Below are 15109 nucleotides of genomic sequence, written 5' to 3' on the forward strand. Positions count from 1 at the left end.
ACCTGGTCTGGCGGGCCGTGCCACCCCATCGGCGATGTTCAGCCGCGTTTGGACTTGTCGTGGGATGCGGGCCGGCGATCGTGCTGGGCCGCTACGGAATCAGTCTTTCGGGGAGCCGGACAGACCGGGCCGCGGGCCACTGGACCCCCGCCGAGCCTTCGGCTCTTCCACTGCTTCTCGTCGTAGTCGTAGTAGGTGTCGACGCCTCCGACTGTCATGTACGTCCTCCCGTCGCCCCGCTCACGCTGCTGGCGAAATCAACACTCCGTTACCGGGAGAGCAGACACAAGCGATTCCGGAAATCGACACCGAAGAACAAACTCGGACGCGGTGTTCTGTGCGTTTCGGCAGTAAATGCGAGAGATTCAACGGGCTAGGACAACGGCGACCGTATGACCTGACAAGCGAACCGCGTCCGCGAGCAGCTCCGGTTCCCCGAAAGCGAGCAGCACGTACGACGCGCCTTCGACCGGCACCTGAACTTGAGAGCTGCTCAGGTTCGCCACGATTCGCAGGTTGCCGCGGGTCACGATCAGCCAGCCGGGCCCCTCGCTGATGCTGACCGAGGTGAGCCGATCATCTTTCAGCTCCGGCGTTCGGGCCCGCAGCGCCAGCAGGTCGCGGTACCAGGTCAGCAGCTCGCGATGCGGCGACTCGTCGACCTCGGACCAGTTCAGGACCGAGCTCCGCCAGGTCGCCGGATCCTGCGGGTCCGGGATCTCCTCGGCGTCCCAGCCGAACGCGGCGAACTCCTGGCGCCGACCGGTCCGGACGGCCTCGGCCAGCGCCGGCTCGTCGTGATCGGTGAAGTAGCGCCACGGCGTCGACGCGCCCCACTCCTCGCCCATGAACAGCATCGGCGTGTACGGCGAAGTGAGTACCAGCGCGGCCCCGATCGCATACTGCCCGGGTGTCAGCGAAGGTCGATCGCCCAGCGCGCGGTTGCCGATCTGATCGTGGTCCGACGTGTACGCGAGGAACTGGCCACCGCGGTGCGTCGCCGGATCGACCGGGCGCCCCCAGTCCTTCCCGCGGAACGATGAGTAGGCGCCGTCATGCAGGAACACGTGGGTCAGCACTTTCGCGAACACCCCGGGCTCGGCGAAGTCCTCGTAGTACCCGGCTCGCTCGCCGGTCAGCATCGTGTGCAGCGCATGGTGGAAGTCGTCGTTCCACTGCGCAGTCATCCCCAGACCGCCCTCGGCGACCGGCTCCACCATGCGTGGGTCGTTCAGGTCGGACTCGGCGACCAGTCCGAGCGGCCGGCCGAGCTCTGCCGCCAGACTGGCCGTTTCGTTCGACAGCTGCGCCAGCAGGTGCGTCGGGCTCTCGTCCAGCAACGCATGTACGGCGTCCAGCCGCAGTGCGTCGATGTGGAAGCCCTGGAACCACCTGAGCGCGTTGTCGCAGATGAACCGGCGTACTTCGTTGCTACTGGTGTCATCCAGGTTGACCGCCGGTCCCCACGGAGTGGTGTGGCGACTGGTGAAGTACGGACCGAAGGAGTCCAGGTAGTTCCCGCTCGGCCCAAGGTGGTTGTAGACCACGTCCAGACAGACGGCCAGTCCCACCTCATGACAGCGGTTCACAAACGCCTGCAGAGCCTCGGGACCACCGTACGGCGCATGGACGGCGTACAGGTCGACTCCGTCGTACCCCCAGCCGTGGCGGCCGGGGAACGCGGCGACTGGCATCAGCGAGACGACCTCGACGCCTAGCAGCACCAGGTAGTCCAGGTGATCTGCAGCGGCGGCCAGTGTGCCCTCTGGGGTGAAGGTGCCGATGTGCAGCTCGTAGAAGACCGCACCGCGCACGTCACGCCCGGTCCACTCGCTGTCGGTCCAGCCGAAGCGGCTCTCGTCGAAGACCCGGCTGAAGCCGTGGACGCCGTCCGGCTGCCAGGGGCTGCGTGGGTCCGGCAGGGGATCACTACCGTCGACTATGAACGCGTAGTCCGTGCCATGGTGCGCTTCGACCACGTCACGCGACCACCAGCCGTCAGCACCTTCGTGCAGCGGCAGGACGCCGTCCCTCAGGGCCAGGTCGACCTTGGTGGCATCCGGCGCCCAGACGGTGAAGGTGTGCAAGTGGTCAGCTCCTCACGAGCAGTGCCACCGGGAGATCCTCCAGCAGCTCCTGAATCCGAGCCGCTCCACTACCCACGACCCGTCCGGTCAACACGTTCTTCCACTCACCACTCGGCAGTACGACGGTGCTGTCGCCCCAACCGCCCAGCCGATACAGCGCAGCCGGCAGGCGGGTAGCGATGGTGATCACCTCATCGCCGCGAGCGAACGCCACCGCGTGCCCGTTGGACGTGGGCAGCGGGGTGTAACCACCGGCAAACGCCTCCGGGTACTGCCGCCGCAGTCGCAGCGCCCGGGCCGTGACCAGCAGCTTCTCGTCGGACAGGTCGTCCGGCCGCGCTCCCTCGTCCAGCCGCCGCAGCCGCTCGATCCGCAGCTCGTAGTCGACTGCACGCCGGTTGTCCGGGTCCACCAGCGACAGGTCCACCAGCTCGCTGCCCTGGTACACATCCGGTACGCCGGGCATCGTCAGCTGCACGAGCTTCTGGCCGAGCGTTGCGGCTCGCACGAACGCCGCCTGCTTGCCGACAAACCGTCGTACGGCTTCGAGGACGGCTGAGTCAGCCAGGACTGCACTGACGAAGGAGGCAACGGCCTGCTCGTACTCTTCGTCCACGGCGGTCCAGGTGGTGTGCCGCTTCGCCTCACGGATCGCCTTCTGCAGATAGGCCTGCATCCGGTCGACCGCGATCGGCCCGTCACCCCAGGTGCCGAACAGGGTCTGCCAGAACAGGTACTCCGTGCTCCCGTCGAGCAGGGGGCTGCGGTGGTCCTCGGACAGTCGCCGCCACTCGCGCACTGCCTCAGCCCACGCCGCCGGCTGCTCAGACAGCACACCGAGCCGCGCACGAACGTCCTCGGAACGCTTGGTGTCGTGGGTGGACAGAGTGGTCATCGTCCGCGGCCAACGCCGGTTCAACTGGCTTGAGAACGCATGGAACTCTTCCGGCGAGACCCCGAAGTGCTCTGGGTCCCCGCCGACCTCGTTGAGCGAGGAGAGCCGGAACCAGCGGTAGAACGCGGTGTCCTCGATCCCCTTCGCCATGACTGGCCCACAGGTCTGTTGGAACCGCACGATCAGCTCATGCCGCGCATGCTCGTCGATGCGACTCGCAGTGCCAACCTCGCGACCCAGCAGCAGGTCCATGACGACATCCAGCGTCTCCTGCCGGTCGTCGTCCAGGTGCTCACGCGCCTTGGTCGCTGCCCGCTCCAGCACTCGGATGGCAGTAGGCGCCGGCTGCTCCCCCGGTACGACGTACGCCCGGTAGACGTCGAATTGGACCAGCAACTCGGCCACGACCTGGTGGAACGCCCGCCGGGTGTGGTCACGCAGTCGGACGTCGTCCTGGCAGATGCGAGCCAGCAACTCGACCAGCCGATGCACCTCGGCGTACTGGCCGTGTTTGACGATCTCTCGCTTCGCCTCGACGACCAGCGGGCTGAAGTCGGCCGGCTCGCCGGTGAGCTCAGAGTGCAGTGCAGCAAGGGGCGCTGCGCCAGAGGGGTCGATAAACAGGCCACCGACGCGCAGGAGGGCGTCATAGCCGGTGGTGCCTGCACACGGCCAGTCATGTGGCAGCTCTTCGTCGCCCTCGAGGATCTTCTCGACCACAACCCACGCACCGCCGGTCCGCTCGGCCAGCCGCCGCAGGTAGCCGCGCGGATCAGCCAGACCGTCCGGGTGATCGATGCGGAAGCCGTTGAGCATCCCCTCCTGCAACAGCTCGAACAGCAAGGCATGCGTGGCTTCGAAGACCTCTTGCGTCTCCACTCGCACCGCTGCCAACGTGTCGACGTCGAAGAAGCGCCGGTAGTTCAACTCCTCGTCAGCGACCCGCCAATGCGCCAGCCGGTACCACTGCTCCGTGACCAGCTCCGCGATCGGCAGGTCCGCCGTACCGGGTCTTAGGGGGTACTCGTGGTCGTAGTAGCGCAGGACATCGCCGTCGACCGCCAGCTCGCCCTCGGCGAGCACCTGACCGATGCGTTGACCGAGAACCGCCATCAGCAACGGCTGGTTCCCGGAACCCCAGTCGACATCGAACCACTCGGCGTACGGCGATCCTGGCCCGTCCCGCAGCACCGACCACAGCGCCTTGTTGAGGCGTGCCGGGGTGGGCACCGCGACGTGGTTCGGGACCACGTCGGCGATCGCGCCCATCCGCTGCTCGGCCAGCCGCGCCGAGAGCCGCTCGAACGCCGGGCGCCCGCCCATCTCCACCGACAGCCGGCTGTGGTCCACGACGTCGTACCCGTGCGCGGAGCCGGGCGCCGCCTGCAGAATCGGGGACAGGTAAGCGTGCGAGATCCCGAGGCTGCTCAGGTATCCGACGATCCCCGCCGCATCCTCGAATCCGAACTCAGCGCGCAATTGGAGCCGGTACGTCGCCTGCGGGATCGAGCTCATCCGGCGGTCCGCCGCGGACGCGTCAGCACGACCATCCCGTGATCCTCGATCCGGATCGTGCTGCCTGCCTCGTGGGCCAGGTCCTCGGTCCGGCCGGTCGGTCTGATGGTGTCGACCACCACCGACCACGCTTCACCGAACTCGATGCCGGGGAGCAGGAAGTCCTCCGGCTCGTAGTTGCTGTTCAGCAGGATCAGGAACGAGTCGTCGATCACCGGCTCGCCGCGCGGGTCCGGCTCGGAGATCGCATCACCGTTGAGGAAGACGGCCACTGCGCGAGCCTCGTCGCTGCTCCAGTCGCTGTCCTGCATCTCCTTGCCGTCCGGGGTGAACCAGACCAGATCGCCCAGTCCGTCGACACCTTGGTCGCCGTGGAAGAACCGGCGGCGCCGGAAGACCGGGTGCTCGTTGCGCAGCCGGACCAGGTCGCCGGTGAACTCCAGCAGGTCCTTCTGTTCCTCGTCGAGATCCCAGTTCACCCAGGCCAGTTCGTTGTCCTGGCAGTAGACGTTGTTGTTGCCCGACTGCGTCCGGCCCAGCTCGTCGCCGTGCGCGAGCATCGGGACGCCCTGCGAGATCAGCAGCGTGGCAAGGAAGTTGCGCTGCTGCTTGGATCGCAGCTTGTGCACGGCCGGGTCCTCGGTCTCGCCCTCGGCACCACAGTTCCAGGAGCGGTTGTGGCTCTCGCCGTCGTTCCCGCCCTCGCCGTTCGCGTCGTTGTGTTTCTCGTTGTAGGACACGAGATCCCGCAGGGTGAAGCCGTCGTGCGCGGTGACGAAGTTGATGCTGGCCAGCGGGCGCCGGCTGTCGTCGCGGTAGAGATCCGAGGAACCGGTGAGCCGCGAGCCGAACTCGGCGAGCGTGTACTTCTCGCCGCGCCAGAAATCACGAACCGTGTCGCGGTACTTACCGTTCCATTCGGTCCACAGCGGCGGGAAGTTGCCGACCTGGTAGCCACCGTCACCGACATCCCACGGCTCGGCGATCAGCTTGACCTGGCTGACGACCGGGTCCTGCTGGACCAGATCGAAAAACGCCGACAGCCGATCGACTTCGTGGAACTGGCGAGCCAGTGTCGACGCGAGGTCGAAGCGGAAACCGTCCACGTGCATTTCGGTGACCCAGTACCGCAGCGAGTCCATGATCAGCTGCAGCACGTGCGGGTGCCGCATCAGCAGGCTGTTACCGGTACCGGTCGTGTCGTAGTAGTGCGACTTGTCCGTGTCCACCAGCCGGTAGTAGGCCTCGTTGTCGATGCCCTTGAACGACAGCGTCGGGCCCATCTCGTTGCCCTCGGCGGTGTGGTTGTAGACGACGTCGAGGATGACCTCGATATCCGCCTCGTGCAGCGCCTGCACCATCGTCTTGAACTCCGTCACCTGCTGCCCGCGGCTACCCAGCGACGAGTAGGCGTTGTGCGGCGCGAAGAAGCCGATCGTGTTGTAACCCCAGTAGTTCGTGAGGTTCCGCTCCTGCAGATGCCCGTCCTGCGCGAACTGATGCACCGGCATCAACTCGATCGCGGTCACCCCGAGCTGCTTCAGGTGCTCGATGATCGCCGGATGCCCGATCCCGGCGTACGTGCCGCGGATCTCCTCCGGGAGCCCCGGGTGCGTCTTGGTCAGGCCCTTGACGTGCGCCTCGTAGATCACCGTCTCGTGGTACGCGTGACCCGGCGGGCGGTCGTTGCCCCAGTCGAAGAACGGGTTCGTGACGACCGAGAGCATCGTGTGCTCCCGGTTGTCCATCGTGTTCAGTTCCTCGGGGTTGCCGAACCGGTAGCTGAACAGCGACTCGTCACCGTCGACCTGCCCGTCGATCGCCTTCGCGTACGGGTCCAGCAGGAGCTTGGACGGGTTGCAACGGTGTCCCTCGGCCGGGTTGAACGGGCCGTGAACCCGGAATCCGTACCGCTGCCCGGGCTGCACCGCGGGCAGGTACGCGTGGTGGACGAACCCGTCCACCTCGGTCAGCTGCACCAGCTGCTCGGTCCCGTCATCACCGATCAGAGCCAAGTCAACTCGCTCGGCCACCTCCGAGAACACCGCAAAGTTCGTCCCGGAACCGTCGTACGTGGCTCCGAGGGGATAAGGACGACCAGGCCATTTCTGCACCCGATGACAGTAGCCACTCCCAAACCCTGACCTCACATGCCGGTGCCTATTACCTCCGAGTGTTCACCCGAACGGGATAAGCCCACCTTCCGTGATCACTGCACTACGTGCAGTAAGTTCTGGGGATGATGAAGCGGGCAGTGGCGCTGGGACTGGTGTTGTTGTTGGCGGGAGCCGGGGCGGCTGCAGCCGATTCAGGCAAACGCATGATCGTCGGCGGGACCCTCGCGAGTGCCACGGAAGCACCCTGGGCGGTCGCGATCACGAACACCGACGCGTCGCGGGCCTCGAAGCGGTGGTGCAGCGGCGTGCTGGTCGCTCCGAACAAGGTGCTGACGGCTGCGCACTGCGCTGCCCGGGCCACCTCGTCGTACGGCGTGATTCAGGGCCGGGCCGATCTCAACGATCGCGAGGTCGGGCAATTCTCCAAGGTGACTGCCTTGTGGGTTCACCCGGCGTACAGCGGCACGACGAACCACAACGACTTTGCCGTGCTCACACTGGCGAAACCGATGACCGGCGTACCGGTGATGCCGTTGGAGACGAGCGCCAAAGCTGACCGGAAGGGCGCCGTACCGGTTGTTTATGGGTGGGGTGACACTCACGAAACTGGTCCGGAGGACACGCTGCAGAAACTGGCCGTCCCGGACCTCGGCGACAGCACCTGCCTGGGCATCAAGGGCTACCGCGAGAACGGGTACAGCGCCGCGGCCAACGTCTGCGCGGGCTATCTGGACGGACGAGCCGACGCCTGCCAGGGCGATTCCGGTGGGCCCTTGGTGCTCAACGGGCGGCTGCTTGCGCTGGTCTCCTGGGGCAATGGCTGCGCGCAGGCTGGCTATGCGGGCGTTTACGCAGAGGTTGCGCCAGCAGCCAAGACCCTCATGGATCAGGTTCGTTAAGGCGAAACAAACCTGTCGATCCCGGTTTCAGGACGTCATCGGCCGGACACGGCGCCACAACAGTTTGTCCTTACTTTTCTCCTCGAGAGTGAGGAGAAGGTATGGCGCAGACCAGACGTCACTTCCTGCAACAGGTCGGTATCACCGGCGGTGCCGGTGTGCTCTACTCCACGATGTCCGCCCTCGGCCTCAATGGGATAGCCGGGGCGGCCGGCTTGGCCGATACCCCCGCGTACGCCGCCCCGGCGCGGATCGATCTGCATGGCCGCCCCCGCAAGCACGTGGTCATCCTCGGTGCCGGGATCTCCGGGCTGACCTCCGCCTACGAACTTCTGAAGGCCGGGTACCAGGTCACCCTGCTCGAGGCCCGCAAGCGACCGGGCGGCCGCAACTGGACCGTCCGGGGCGGGACCTCGGAGACTGATCTGACCGGCACGACCCAGCGAGCGCGGTTCTCGCCGGGGCAATACATGAACGCGGGTCCGGGCCGGATTCCGCAGCATCATGTGACGCTCGACTACTGCCGTGAGCTCGGGGTCGCGATCGAGCCGTTCGTGAACCAGAACGCGGATGCTTATCTGTATCGGGAGGGCACGACAGCCCTGTCCAACAAGCCGATTCGGCATCGGACAGCCAAGGCTGACATCTACGGTTACGTGTCCGAACTGCTGGCCAAGGCGACTGACCAGGGAGCGCTCGATTCCTACCTGACGGTCAACGACAAGCAGGCGTTGATCGGGTTCCTGACCAGCTTCGGGTCGATCTCCGACAAGGCTGGTGGATTCAAATACACGGGCGCCGATGGGCGACGTGGGTACACCGTTGAGCCGGGCGCTGGGACCGAAGCCGGTACGACGGTGGCGCCGTACGGGCTCAGTGAGGTTTTTGCGAGCGGGGTGGGCAACTACTTCTCGTTCGAGTTCGGTTGGGATCAGGCGATGATGATGTTCCAGCCGGTGGGCGGGATGGACCGGATTCCCTATGCCTTCGAGCGCGCAATCGGCCGGGAGAAGATCCAGTACGGCGCTGAGGTCCTGGGACTGAAGAACACCTCCGCCGGCGTTCAGGTCACCTACACCACGGGTGGTCGGCCGAAGGTCCTGTCGGCCGATTTCGCGATCTGTGCACTGCCACCGCATATCGCAGCGAAGATCCCGTCGAACCTACCGGTACCTGTCGTCGACGCGCTCAAATACGCGCGGCCGACCAACGCCGGAAAGATCGGGATCGAGTACGGACGGCGTTGGTGGGAAGAGGATCTGCGCATCTACGGCGGGATCACCAACAGCAGTCTGGATACCGGCAACACGTGGTATCCGTCGACCGGCTTCCACGGTCAACGCGGCACGGTGATCGGCTACTACAACACCGGCACCAACGCGAACACGTACGGCGCTCTGCCGCCGGCCGCGCGGCTTCAGCGAGCCGTTGCCCAAGGCACCAAAATGCACGGCGCGGTCTACGGTCGTGACATCGAGGCGTCATTCTCGGTGAACTGGGCCGGAACGCGCTACTCGGAAGGCTCCTGGGTCGGCTGGCCGTCCCAGACCGAGGGAACTTATCAGCGGCTGCTCGAACCCACCGGCAACGTCTATTTCGCCGGTGACCATCTCTCGCACGCGATCGCCTGGCAGCACGGCGCCATGACCTCGGCCCGCGCCACCGTGACCGCACTACACCACCGGGTGGTGACGCATTCATGAAGCGGACGTTCTTGGCCATTGCTGCCGTCCTCGTCTCGTTCACTGCGGGCGCCGGCACGGCGGCCGGTTGGTGGGACAAACCCCGTCCGCCGCGGCCCGGCACCGTCGTACCGGCTCTTCCTGCTGGTCAGGCCAACCCGATGATCGCCACCGGCGTCGGGATCGGCGCCAACACCCCGCTCTACAAGACCAGCGGCATCGGCCCGACGGCGTTGAACACCAGCGCACCCGCCGGATCTGAGGCGTCGTACATCGATACCGTCATCTTCCCCGGCGGCACCTTGCCTGCCGGGGTCACCATCACCGAAGCCCAAGGCATCAACGCCCTGCGCCGGATCGGCGAAAACCTCCAAGCCGCCGGTCTGTCGTTCGCCGACGTCTACACGATGCGCGTCTTCCTCCAGAACCCCGGCGGCGCGGCCGCCGCCGACTTCGCCGGCTGGAACCGCGCCTACCGCCAGTACTTCGCCAACACCGACCTGACCACCGGCAAATACGTCCCGGTGCCGCTAGGAACCGCCGTACCGGCCAAGCCTTTTGTGGTCAACAAATCCCGCCCGTCCCGCTTCGCCCTGGAGATCGAGAACTTGCCCGTCGCAGGCTGGCTGGTCGAGGTGGAGGTCGACGCCGCGTACCCGAAGCACTGACGACCCGACCCCCTTTGGCGCCTAGGCGAAGCGGTCGTAGGCCGGGATGGTGAGGAAGTCGACGTACTCGTCCGCCAGGGCCACCTCAAGGAAGAGGGCTCTGGCGGACTGGTAGCGCAGGGACTGGTCGAAGGCGTTGATCTCTTCGTCGGCGATGCGTTCGACCAGCTCGGTGGTGATGGTGTCGCCGGTGTCGAGGACGACGCCGTTCTTGCGCCATTGCCAGATCTGGGAGCGGGAGATCTCGGCCGTCGCGGCGTCTTCCATCAGGTTGAAGATGCCGACGGCGCCGGTGCCTTCGAGCCACGCGGCCAGGTATTGGAGGGCCACGCTGATGTTGTTGCGGAGGCCGGCCTCGGTGACCTCGCCAGGGGTGGCGGCGACGTTGAGGAGCTGGTCGGCGGTGACGCTGACGTCCTCGCGGAGCTTGTCGAGCTGGTTCGGATTCTCCCCCAGTACGGCGTCGAACACGGCTCGGCAGGTGTCGACCATGCCGGGGTGCGCGACCCAGGAGCCGTCGAAACCGTCGCCGGCCTCGCGGGTCTTGTCGGCCTGAACCTTGGCGAAGGCCTGCTCGTTGACGGCCGGGTCCTTGCTCGGGATGAACGCCGCCATGCCGCCGATCGCGTGGGCGCCGCGCTTGTGGCAGGTACGCACGAGGAGCTCGGTGTAGGCGCGCATGAACGGCACCGTCATCGTCACGCTGTTGCGGTCCGGCAGCTGGAACTCGACGCCACGGTCGCGGTGCGTCTTGATCACGCTGAACATGTAGTCCCAGCGGCCCGCGTTCAGGCCGGCCGAGTGCTCGCGCAGCTCGTAGAGGAACTCTTCCATCTCGAACGCGGCCGGGTAGGTCTCGATCAGGCAGGTCGCGCGAATCGTCCCGCGGGGAATGCCTAGCGCTTCCTGCGCGGTCACAAACACGTCGTTCCACAGTCGCGCCTCGAGGTGCGACTCCATCTTCGGCAGGTAGAAGTACGGGCCTTGCCCACGATCCAGCTGCAGCTGGCCGCACGCCGCGAAGTAGAGCGCGAAGTCGACAAGTGAGCCGGAGACCGGAGTGCCGTCGACCAGGAGGTGCTTTTCGGGCAGATGCCAACCACGCGGCCGTACGACGATGGTCGCGAGCTCCGCATCGGGCTTCAGCGCGTACGACTTGGTGTCCGTGCTGAAGTCGATCTGCCGCTTCACCGCGTCGAGCAGGTTCAGCTGGCCGCCGACGACGTTCTCCCAGGTCGGAGTGTTCGCGTCCTCCTGGTCGGCCAGCCAGACCTTCGCGCCGGAGTTGAGCGCGTTGATCGTCATCTTGCGGTCGGTCGGGCCGGTGATCTCGACCCGGCGATCGATCAGGCCGGGCGCGGCCGGCGCGACTCGCCAGTCCGGATCGTCACGCACGTCCTTCGTTTCCGGCAGGAAGCCCAACGAGGCTCCGGCCGAAATCTCCGCAATGCGGGCAGTACGGCGAACAAGCAGCTCCTGGCGGCGAGCGTCGTACTGGCGGTGCAGTTGCTCGATCAGACTGAGCGCGCGCTCGGTCAGGATCTCGTCGTACCGGTCGCTCTTGGTCCCGATCACCTCAATGGCCATATCGATCACCCTAACTTCGGGAGCACATCGCGCAGAACGCGAGCGTGTTCCTCGGGCGCGGACAGGCCGTAGTTCATCGTGTTGACGCACAGATGGGTGGCGCCGAGGTCGCGCCAGCCGTCGGCGTAGGCGCGCCAATCCTGCTGGGGGATGGCGTTGAGCGACAGGCGGGCCTCGATGCCGATCTCGGCGGGGTCGCGGCCGACCTTCTCCGCGGCGTCGCGGATGGTCTGGATCTGAGCGCGCATCGCATCGTCCGGCGGGCCTTGCGGCATCCAGCCGTCGCCGATCTCGCCAGTCCGCTTCAGTACGGCGTCTGCGCCGCCACCGAACCAGATCGGGATCTTGCGGCCGGGCAATGGGTTGAGCCCGGCCTCGTTGACGCTGTCGTACTTACCTTCGTGGGTGATGACCGGGTCGGCCCAGAGCTTGCGGAGGAGATCGACCTGCTCAGTCAGGCGAGCGCCGCGCTGCTTGAACGGTACGCCGAGAGCGTCGTACTCGACCTGGTTCCAGCCGATGCCCACGCCGAGCCGCAGTCGGCCGCCGGAGAGTACGTCGATCTCGGCCGCCTGCTTGGCGACGAGGGCGGTCTGACGTTGCGGCAGCACGAGTACGCCGGTGACGAGCTCGAGCGTGGTCGTGATGGCGGCCATATAGCCGAACAGCACGAAAACCTCGTGAAACAACGACTTGTCGGTGTATCCGGTCCAGCCGGGACGATTCGCGGGATCGGCGCCGAGCACGTGGTCGTAGGCCAGGGCGTGGGTATAACCGGCCTCCTCGACCGTCAACGTCCAGTCGCGGACAACCGCGGGATCCGCGCCGATCTCGAGCTGCGGGAACACTGCACCGATTCTCATGCCTTCACCAGCTCCAAAAGTCCTTGAACAGCCTGTTCGAACGGTTCCGGCGATCCGGCCGCGCGGGCGAGTACATACCCACCCTGCAGTACGGCGGCGATTGTGGCCGCCAGTCGCTGCGGGTCCACGGTGGCCGCGAACTCGCCGTTGTCTTTGCCCTCAGCAATGACTTCCGCGAGCCGGCCGCGCAACCAGGCGAGTGTCTCGTCGACCGGTGCCCGGAGTTCCGGATCCGCAATCACCTCCGGATCCGCGGCGAGCCGGCCGACCTGGCAGCCGCGCAGCACGTCCCGATCCCGTTCGAGATAGCGCGTGATGCGGTCGGTCGCCGTACCGGGGGTGTTGAGCTGTTCGTCAGCCGCCGCGCGCAGTTCGGTCCCCGACCGCTCGATCGCAGCCCTCGCCAACGCGGCCTTCCCGCTGAAGTGGTGGTACATGCTGCCCTGACCGGCGTCCGCCGCCGCCTGGATCGCCTTTGGGCTGGTGCCGACATAGCCCCGCTCCCACAACAACTCCTGCGTACTGCGGATCAACCGCTCGACCGTCTCCACCCAGCCACTGTACCCAGAGGTACAGGCGCACCGCAGGTGGCTGAGAGTTGAGGAGGACCGATAGTCTGCTCGCCTATGAGTACCAGTGTCGCCATTGCGGTAATCACGTTTCGGCGGCCTGGTCTGTTACGTGGTCTGTTGACCAGCCTGCAGGCGCAGGAACTACCCGCCGGATCGGATTATGCAGTCCGGATCGTGGTGGTCGACAACGATGCCGACGGCACTGCTGCGTCGGTGATCGCCGCGTTCGACGGCGACCGGTACCCGATCGAGTCGGTGGTGGAGCCGGAGCCGGGGATCCCGTTCGCGCGGGAACGCTCGGTGGAGCTGTGCTGGAACGACGATGCGCTGATCTTCGTGGACGACGACGAGGTCGCGCCTGCTGGTTGGCTGGCGACTCTCCTGCAGGCGTGGGAGAAGTCCGGTGCCGACGTTGTCACCGGTCCGGTGAAGGGCAACCTCCCCGAAGGCGCCCCGCCGTGGAACCACTACAGCGACGTGCACGACTCCACCGGCCGGCACACCACCGGCCTCGAGATGCGCAAGGCGTACACGAACAACACGCTGGTGAGCCGACGGGTCTATCACACGATCACGCCCGGCTTCCATCCTGCGTTCCGCTACACCGGCTCGAGTGATCTGCACTTCTTTCTGCGCGTCCACCGGGCCGGTTTCCGGATCGTCTGGTGCGAGGAGGCCTGCATCGCCGAAGAGGTCCCGGCCGCGCGGACCACGCTCAGTTGGCTCGTACGACGCGCCTTCCGCTCCGGCAGCGGGGACACGATCAGCCGCCTGCTGATCCGTCCGGGCGCAGTGAGCTACGTGCTGGTGCTGGCCTATGCTTCGGCCCGGGTGGTCTCGGCGATCGGATACGCGCTCGCCGGACTGCTGCTCGGCCGGAAGACGCACCTGCTCAAGGCAGTCCGCCGGTTCTTCTCCGGTGTCGGCAGCCTGGCAGGCATAGTAGGGATCAACCATGACGAGTACCGGGAACGGCACGGCGCCGAACACGACGGTGGCGAGCCTGTGCCGGGCGATCTGGCAGGTGGAGCAGGACCTGAGTCTGCTCGACTGGCAGATCCGGGGCGCACACCCGTGGCCGATCATCCGGATGCGCGTCTTCCATGAACTGACTCGCCGAAGCGGGATTCACGGCGTACCGCATCCGGTACGGCGTTCTGTTGGCGACAAGCTCGGTCTGGTCGGGCGGCATGTGACTGGTCTCGCGACCCGCAATCCGTTCTTCGGTGAGTTTTCGTCGTTGGTCGTCCCGCATCCGCGGAAACCGGACGGTGTCGAGATCTACACCGACGAGCTCCGCGCGTTGTTGGGTCCGTCCGCGTTGATTCTGGATTCGGGGATCAACGGCGTACCGCTCGCTGGTAGTCGCAACCTCGACTTCTTCACGTCTGCCGCGGGCGCTGTGCACTCGCGCTCTGTCGACGACCGTGGCGTTGGGGCGGCCTTGTCCGCGTTGACCGGAGTCTCGGTGCCGGTCGGCGCACTGCTCGCCCGTGAGGTGCCCAAGCATCTTCGCCTGCGCGCTCTCTACCGCCGGTTGCTGAAGCGGCATGGCATCAAAACCGTGTACGTCGTCGTGGCCTACTTCCACCAACACATTGTCGGTGCCGCCCGCGACCTCGGCATCCGCGTCGTCGAACTCCAGCACGGCGCGATCAGCCCGTTCCACCTCGGCTACAGCTACCCCGGCCGTCCGGTCGTTGCCGACCAGCCCGATGAGCTGTGGACCTTCGGCTCCTACTGGTCGACGGTCGCGGATCTCCCCGCCGGGATGGTCGCGCGGGTAGTCGGAGTGCCCTACCTGCCCGCACCCGGTCCGAAAGATCCCTCGCTCGCGGTCTTCCTCTCCCAGGGAACAACCGGCGGCGACCTCCTCCACGTCGCGTCATCGGTAGCCAAGGCCAACCCTTCGCTGAAGGTCCTCTTCCGCCTCCACCCGAGCGAGCACGCCACCGACTACAGCCCCTCTTCGGGCGTCGAACTCTCCACCTCAGGCAACACACTCGACCTTCTCGCCAGAGCGACGTACCAGGTAGGTGTCTCCACCACCGCCCTCTTCGAAGGCATGGCCCTAGGCTGCCGCACCGCCGTAGCCGACCTCCCCGGCCACGAATACCTAGCCGGCCCCATCGCCGCCGGCCACGCGATGCTCCTGGTGGACCCCACCGACCTCGTCGATGCCCCAACCTGCGCGACCCCCGAGGTCTACTACGCCCCCAGCGCC

The 15109-nt window shown here is 66.3% G+C and carries 12 protein-coding genes; 5 read left to right on the forward strand and 7 right to left on the reverse strand.

Features of this window, described 5'->3' with window-relative positions; all coding sequences use genetic code 11:
* Positions 1 to 38: 38 nt before the first annotated feature.
* The 4 genes from E1263_RS06295 to glgX form a co-directional block, all read right to left on the reverse strand.
* Complete coding sequence (locus E1263_RS06295) at positions 39 to 218, reverse strand: hypothetical protein (protein WP_132166212.1); 180 nt, start codon at positions 216 to 218, stop codon at positions 39 to 41.
* Positions 219 to 365: 147 nt separating this feature from the next.
* A complete protein-coding gene (treZ, locus tag E1263_RS06300) occupies positions 366 to 2087 on the reverse strand; it encodes a malto-oligosyltrehalose trehalohydrolase (protein WP_132166213.1) in 1722 nt (573 codons plus the stop codon).
* 4 nt (positions 2088 to 2091) lie between these two features.
* Complete coding sequence (gene treY / locus E1263_RS06305; RefSeq protein WP_132166214.1) at positions 2092 to 4497, reverse strand: malto-oligosyltrehalose synthase; 2406 nt, start codon at positions 4495 to 4497, stop codon at positions 2092 to 2094.
* Positions 4494 to 6611, reverse strand: coding sequence for a glycogen debranching protein GlgX (gene glgX / locus E1263_RS06310; protein WP_132166215.1), 2118 nt, complete (start codon positions 6609 to 6611; stop codon positions 4494 to 4496). The genes treY and glgX overlap by 4 nt, the downstream gene beginning before the upstream one ends.
* A gap of 125 nt (positions 6612 to 6736) precedes the next feature.
* On the opposite strand from glgX, the gene E1263_RS06315 reads away from it, so the two are divergent.
* The 3 genes from E1263_RS06315 (at position 6737) to E1263_RS06325 (ending at position 9863) form a co-directional block, all read left to right on the forward strand.
* Positions 6737 to 7513 carry a S1 family peptidase gene (locus E1263_RS06315; protein ID WP_132166216.1) on the forward strand — a complete coding sequence of 259 codons (777 nt, stop codon included), beginning with the start codon at positions 6737 to 6739 and terminating at the stop codon, positions 7511 to 7513.
* A gap of 101 nt (positions 7514 to 7614) precedes the next feature.
* Positions 7615 to 9216, forward strand: a complete 1602-nt coding sequence (locus E1263_RS06320) for a flavin monoamine oxidase family protein (RefSeq protein ID WP_132166217.1) — start codon at positions 7615 to 7617, stop codon at positions 9214 to 9216.
* Positions 9213 to 9863 carry a Rid family hydrolase gene (locus E1263_RS06325; protein ID WP_132166218.1) on the forward strand — a complete coding sequence of 217 codons (651 nt, stop codon included), beginning with the start codon at positions 9213 to 9215 and terminating at the stop codon, positions 9861 to 9863. The genes E1263_RS06320 and E1263_RS06325 overlap by 4 nt, the downstream gene beginning before the upstream one ends.
* A 21-nt stretch (positions 9864 to 9884) precedes the next feature.
* On the opposite strand, the gene aceB is transcribed toward E1263_RS06325, so the two are convergent.
* The 3 genes from aceB to E1263_RS06340 are packed head-to-tail and all read right to left on the reverse strand — an operon-like array spanning position 9885 to position 12864.
* Entirely contained in the window at positions 9885 to 11450 is a 1566-nt protein-coding gene (gene aceB, locus E1263_RS06330) for a malate synthase A (RefSeq protein WP_132166219.1), read from the reverse strand.
* A 5-nt stretch (positions 11451 to 11455) separates the two neighbouring features.
* Positions 11456 to 12313 (reverse strand): LLM class F420-dependent oxidoreductase, encoded by an 858-nt coding sequence (locus E1263_RS06335; RefSeq protein WP_132166220.1) that lies wholly within the window; start codon positions 12311 to 12313, stop codon positions 11456 to 11458.
* Positions 12310 to 12864, reverse strand: coding sequence for a TetR/AcrR family transcriptional regulator (locus E1263_RS06340; protein WP_132166221.1), 555 nt, complete (start codon positions 12862 to 12864; stop codon positions 12310 to 12312). The genes E1263_RS06335 and E1263_RS06340 overlap by 4 nt, the downstream gene beginning before the upstream one ends.
* Positions 12865 to 12939: 75 nt before the next feature.
* On the opposite strand from E1263_RS06340, the gene E1263_RS06345 reads away from it, so the two are divergent.
* Together E1263_RS06345 and E1263_RS43525 are read left to right on the forward strand one after the other, a co-directional pair.
* Positions 12940 to 13992, forward strand: a complete 1053-nt coding sequence (locus E1263_RS06345) for a glycosyltransferase family 2 protein (protein ID WP_132166222.1) — start codon at positions 12940 to 12942, stop codon at positions 13990 to 13992.
* On the forward strand, positions 13976 to 15109 hold a 1134-nt coding region (locus E1263_RS43525), incomplete at its 3' end, for a hypothetical protein (RefSeq protein ID WP_238161097.1). The genes E1263_RS06345 and E1263_RS43525, both read left to right, overlap by 17 nt.

Source organism: Kribbella antibiotica (assembly GCF_004349055.1).
GTDB lineage: Bacteria > Actinomycetota > Actinomycetes > Propionibacteriales > Kribbellaceae > Kribbella > Kribbella antibiotica.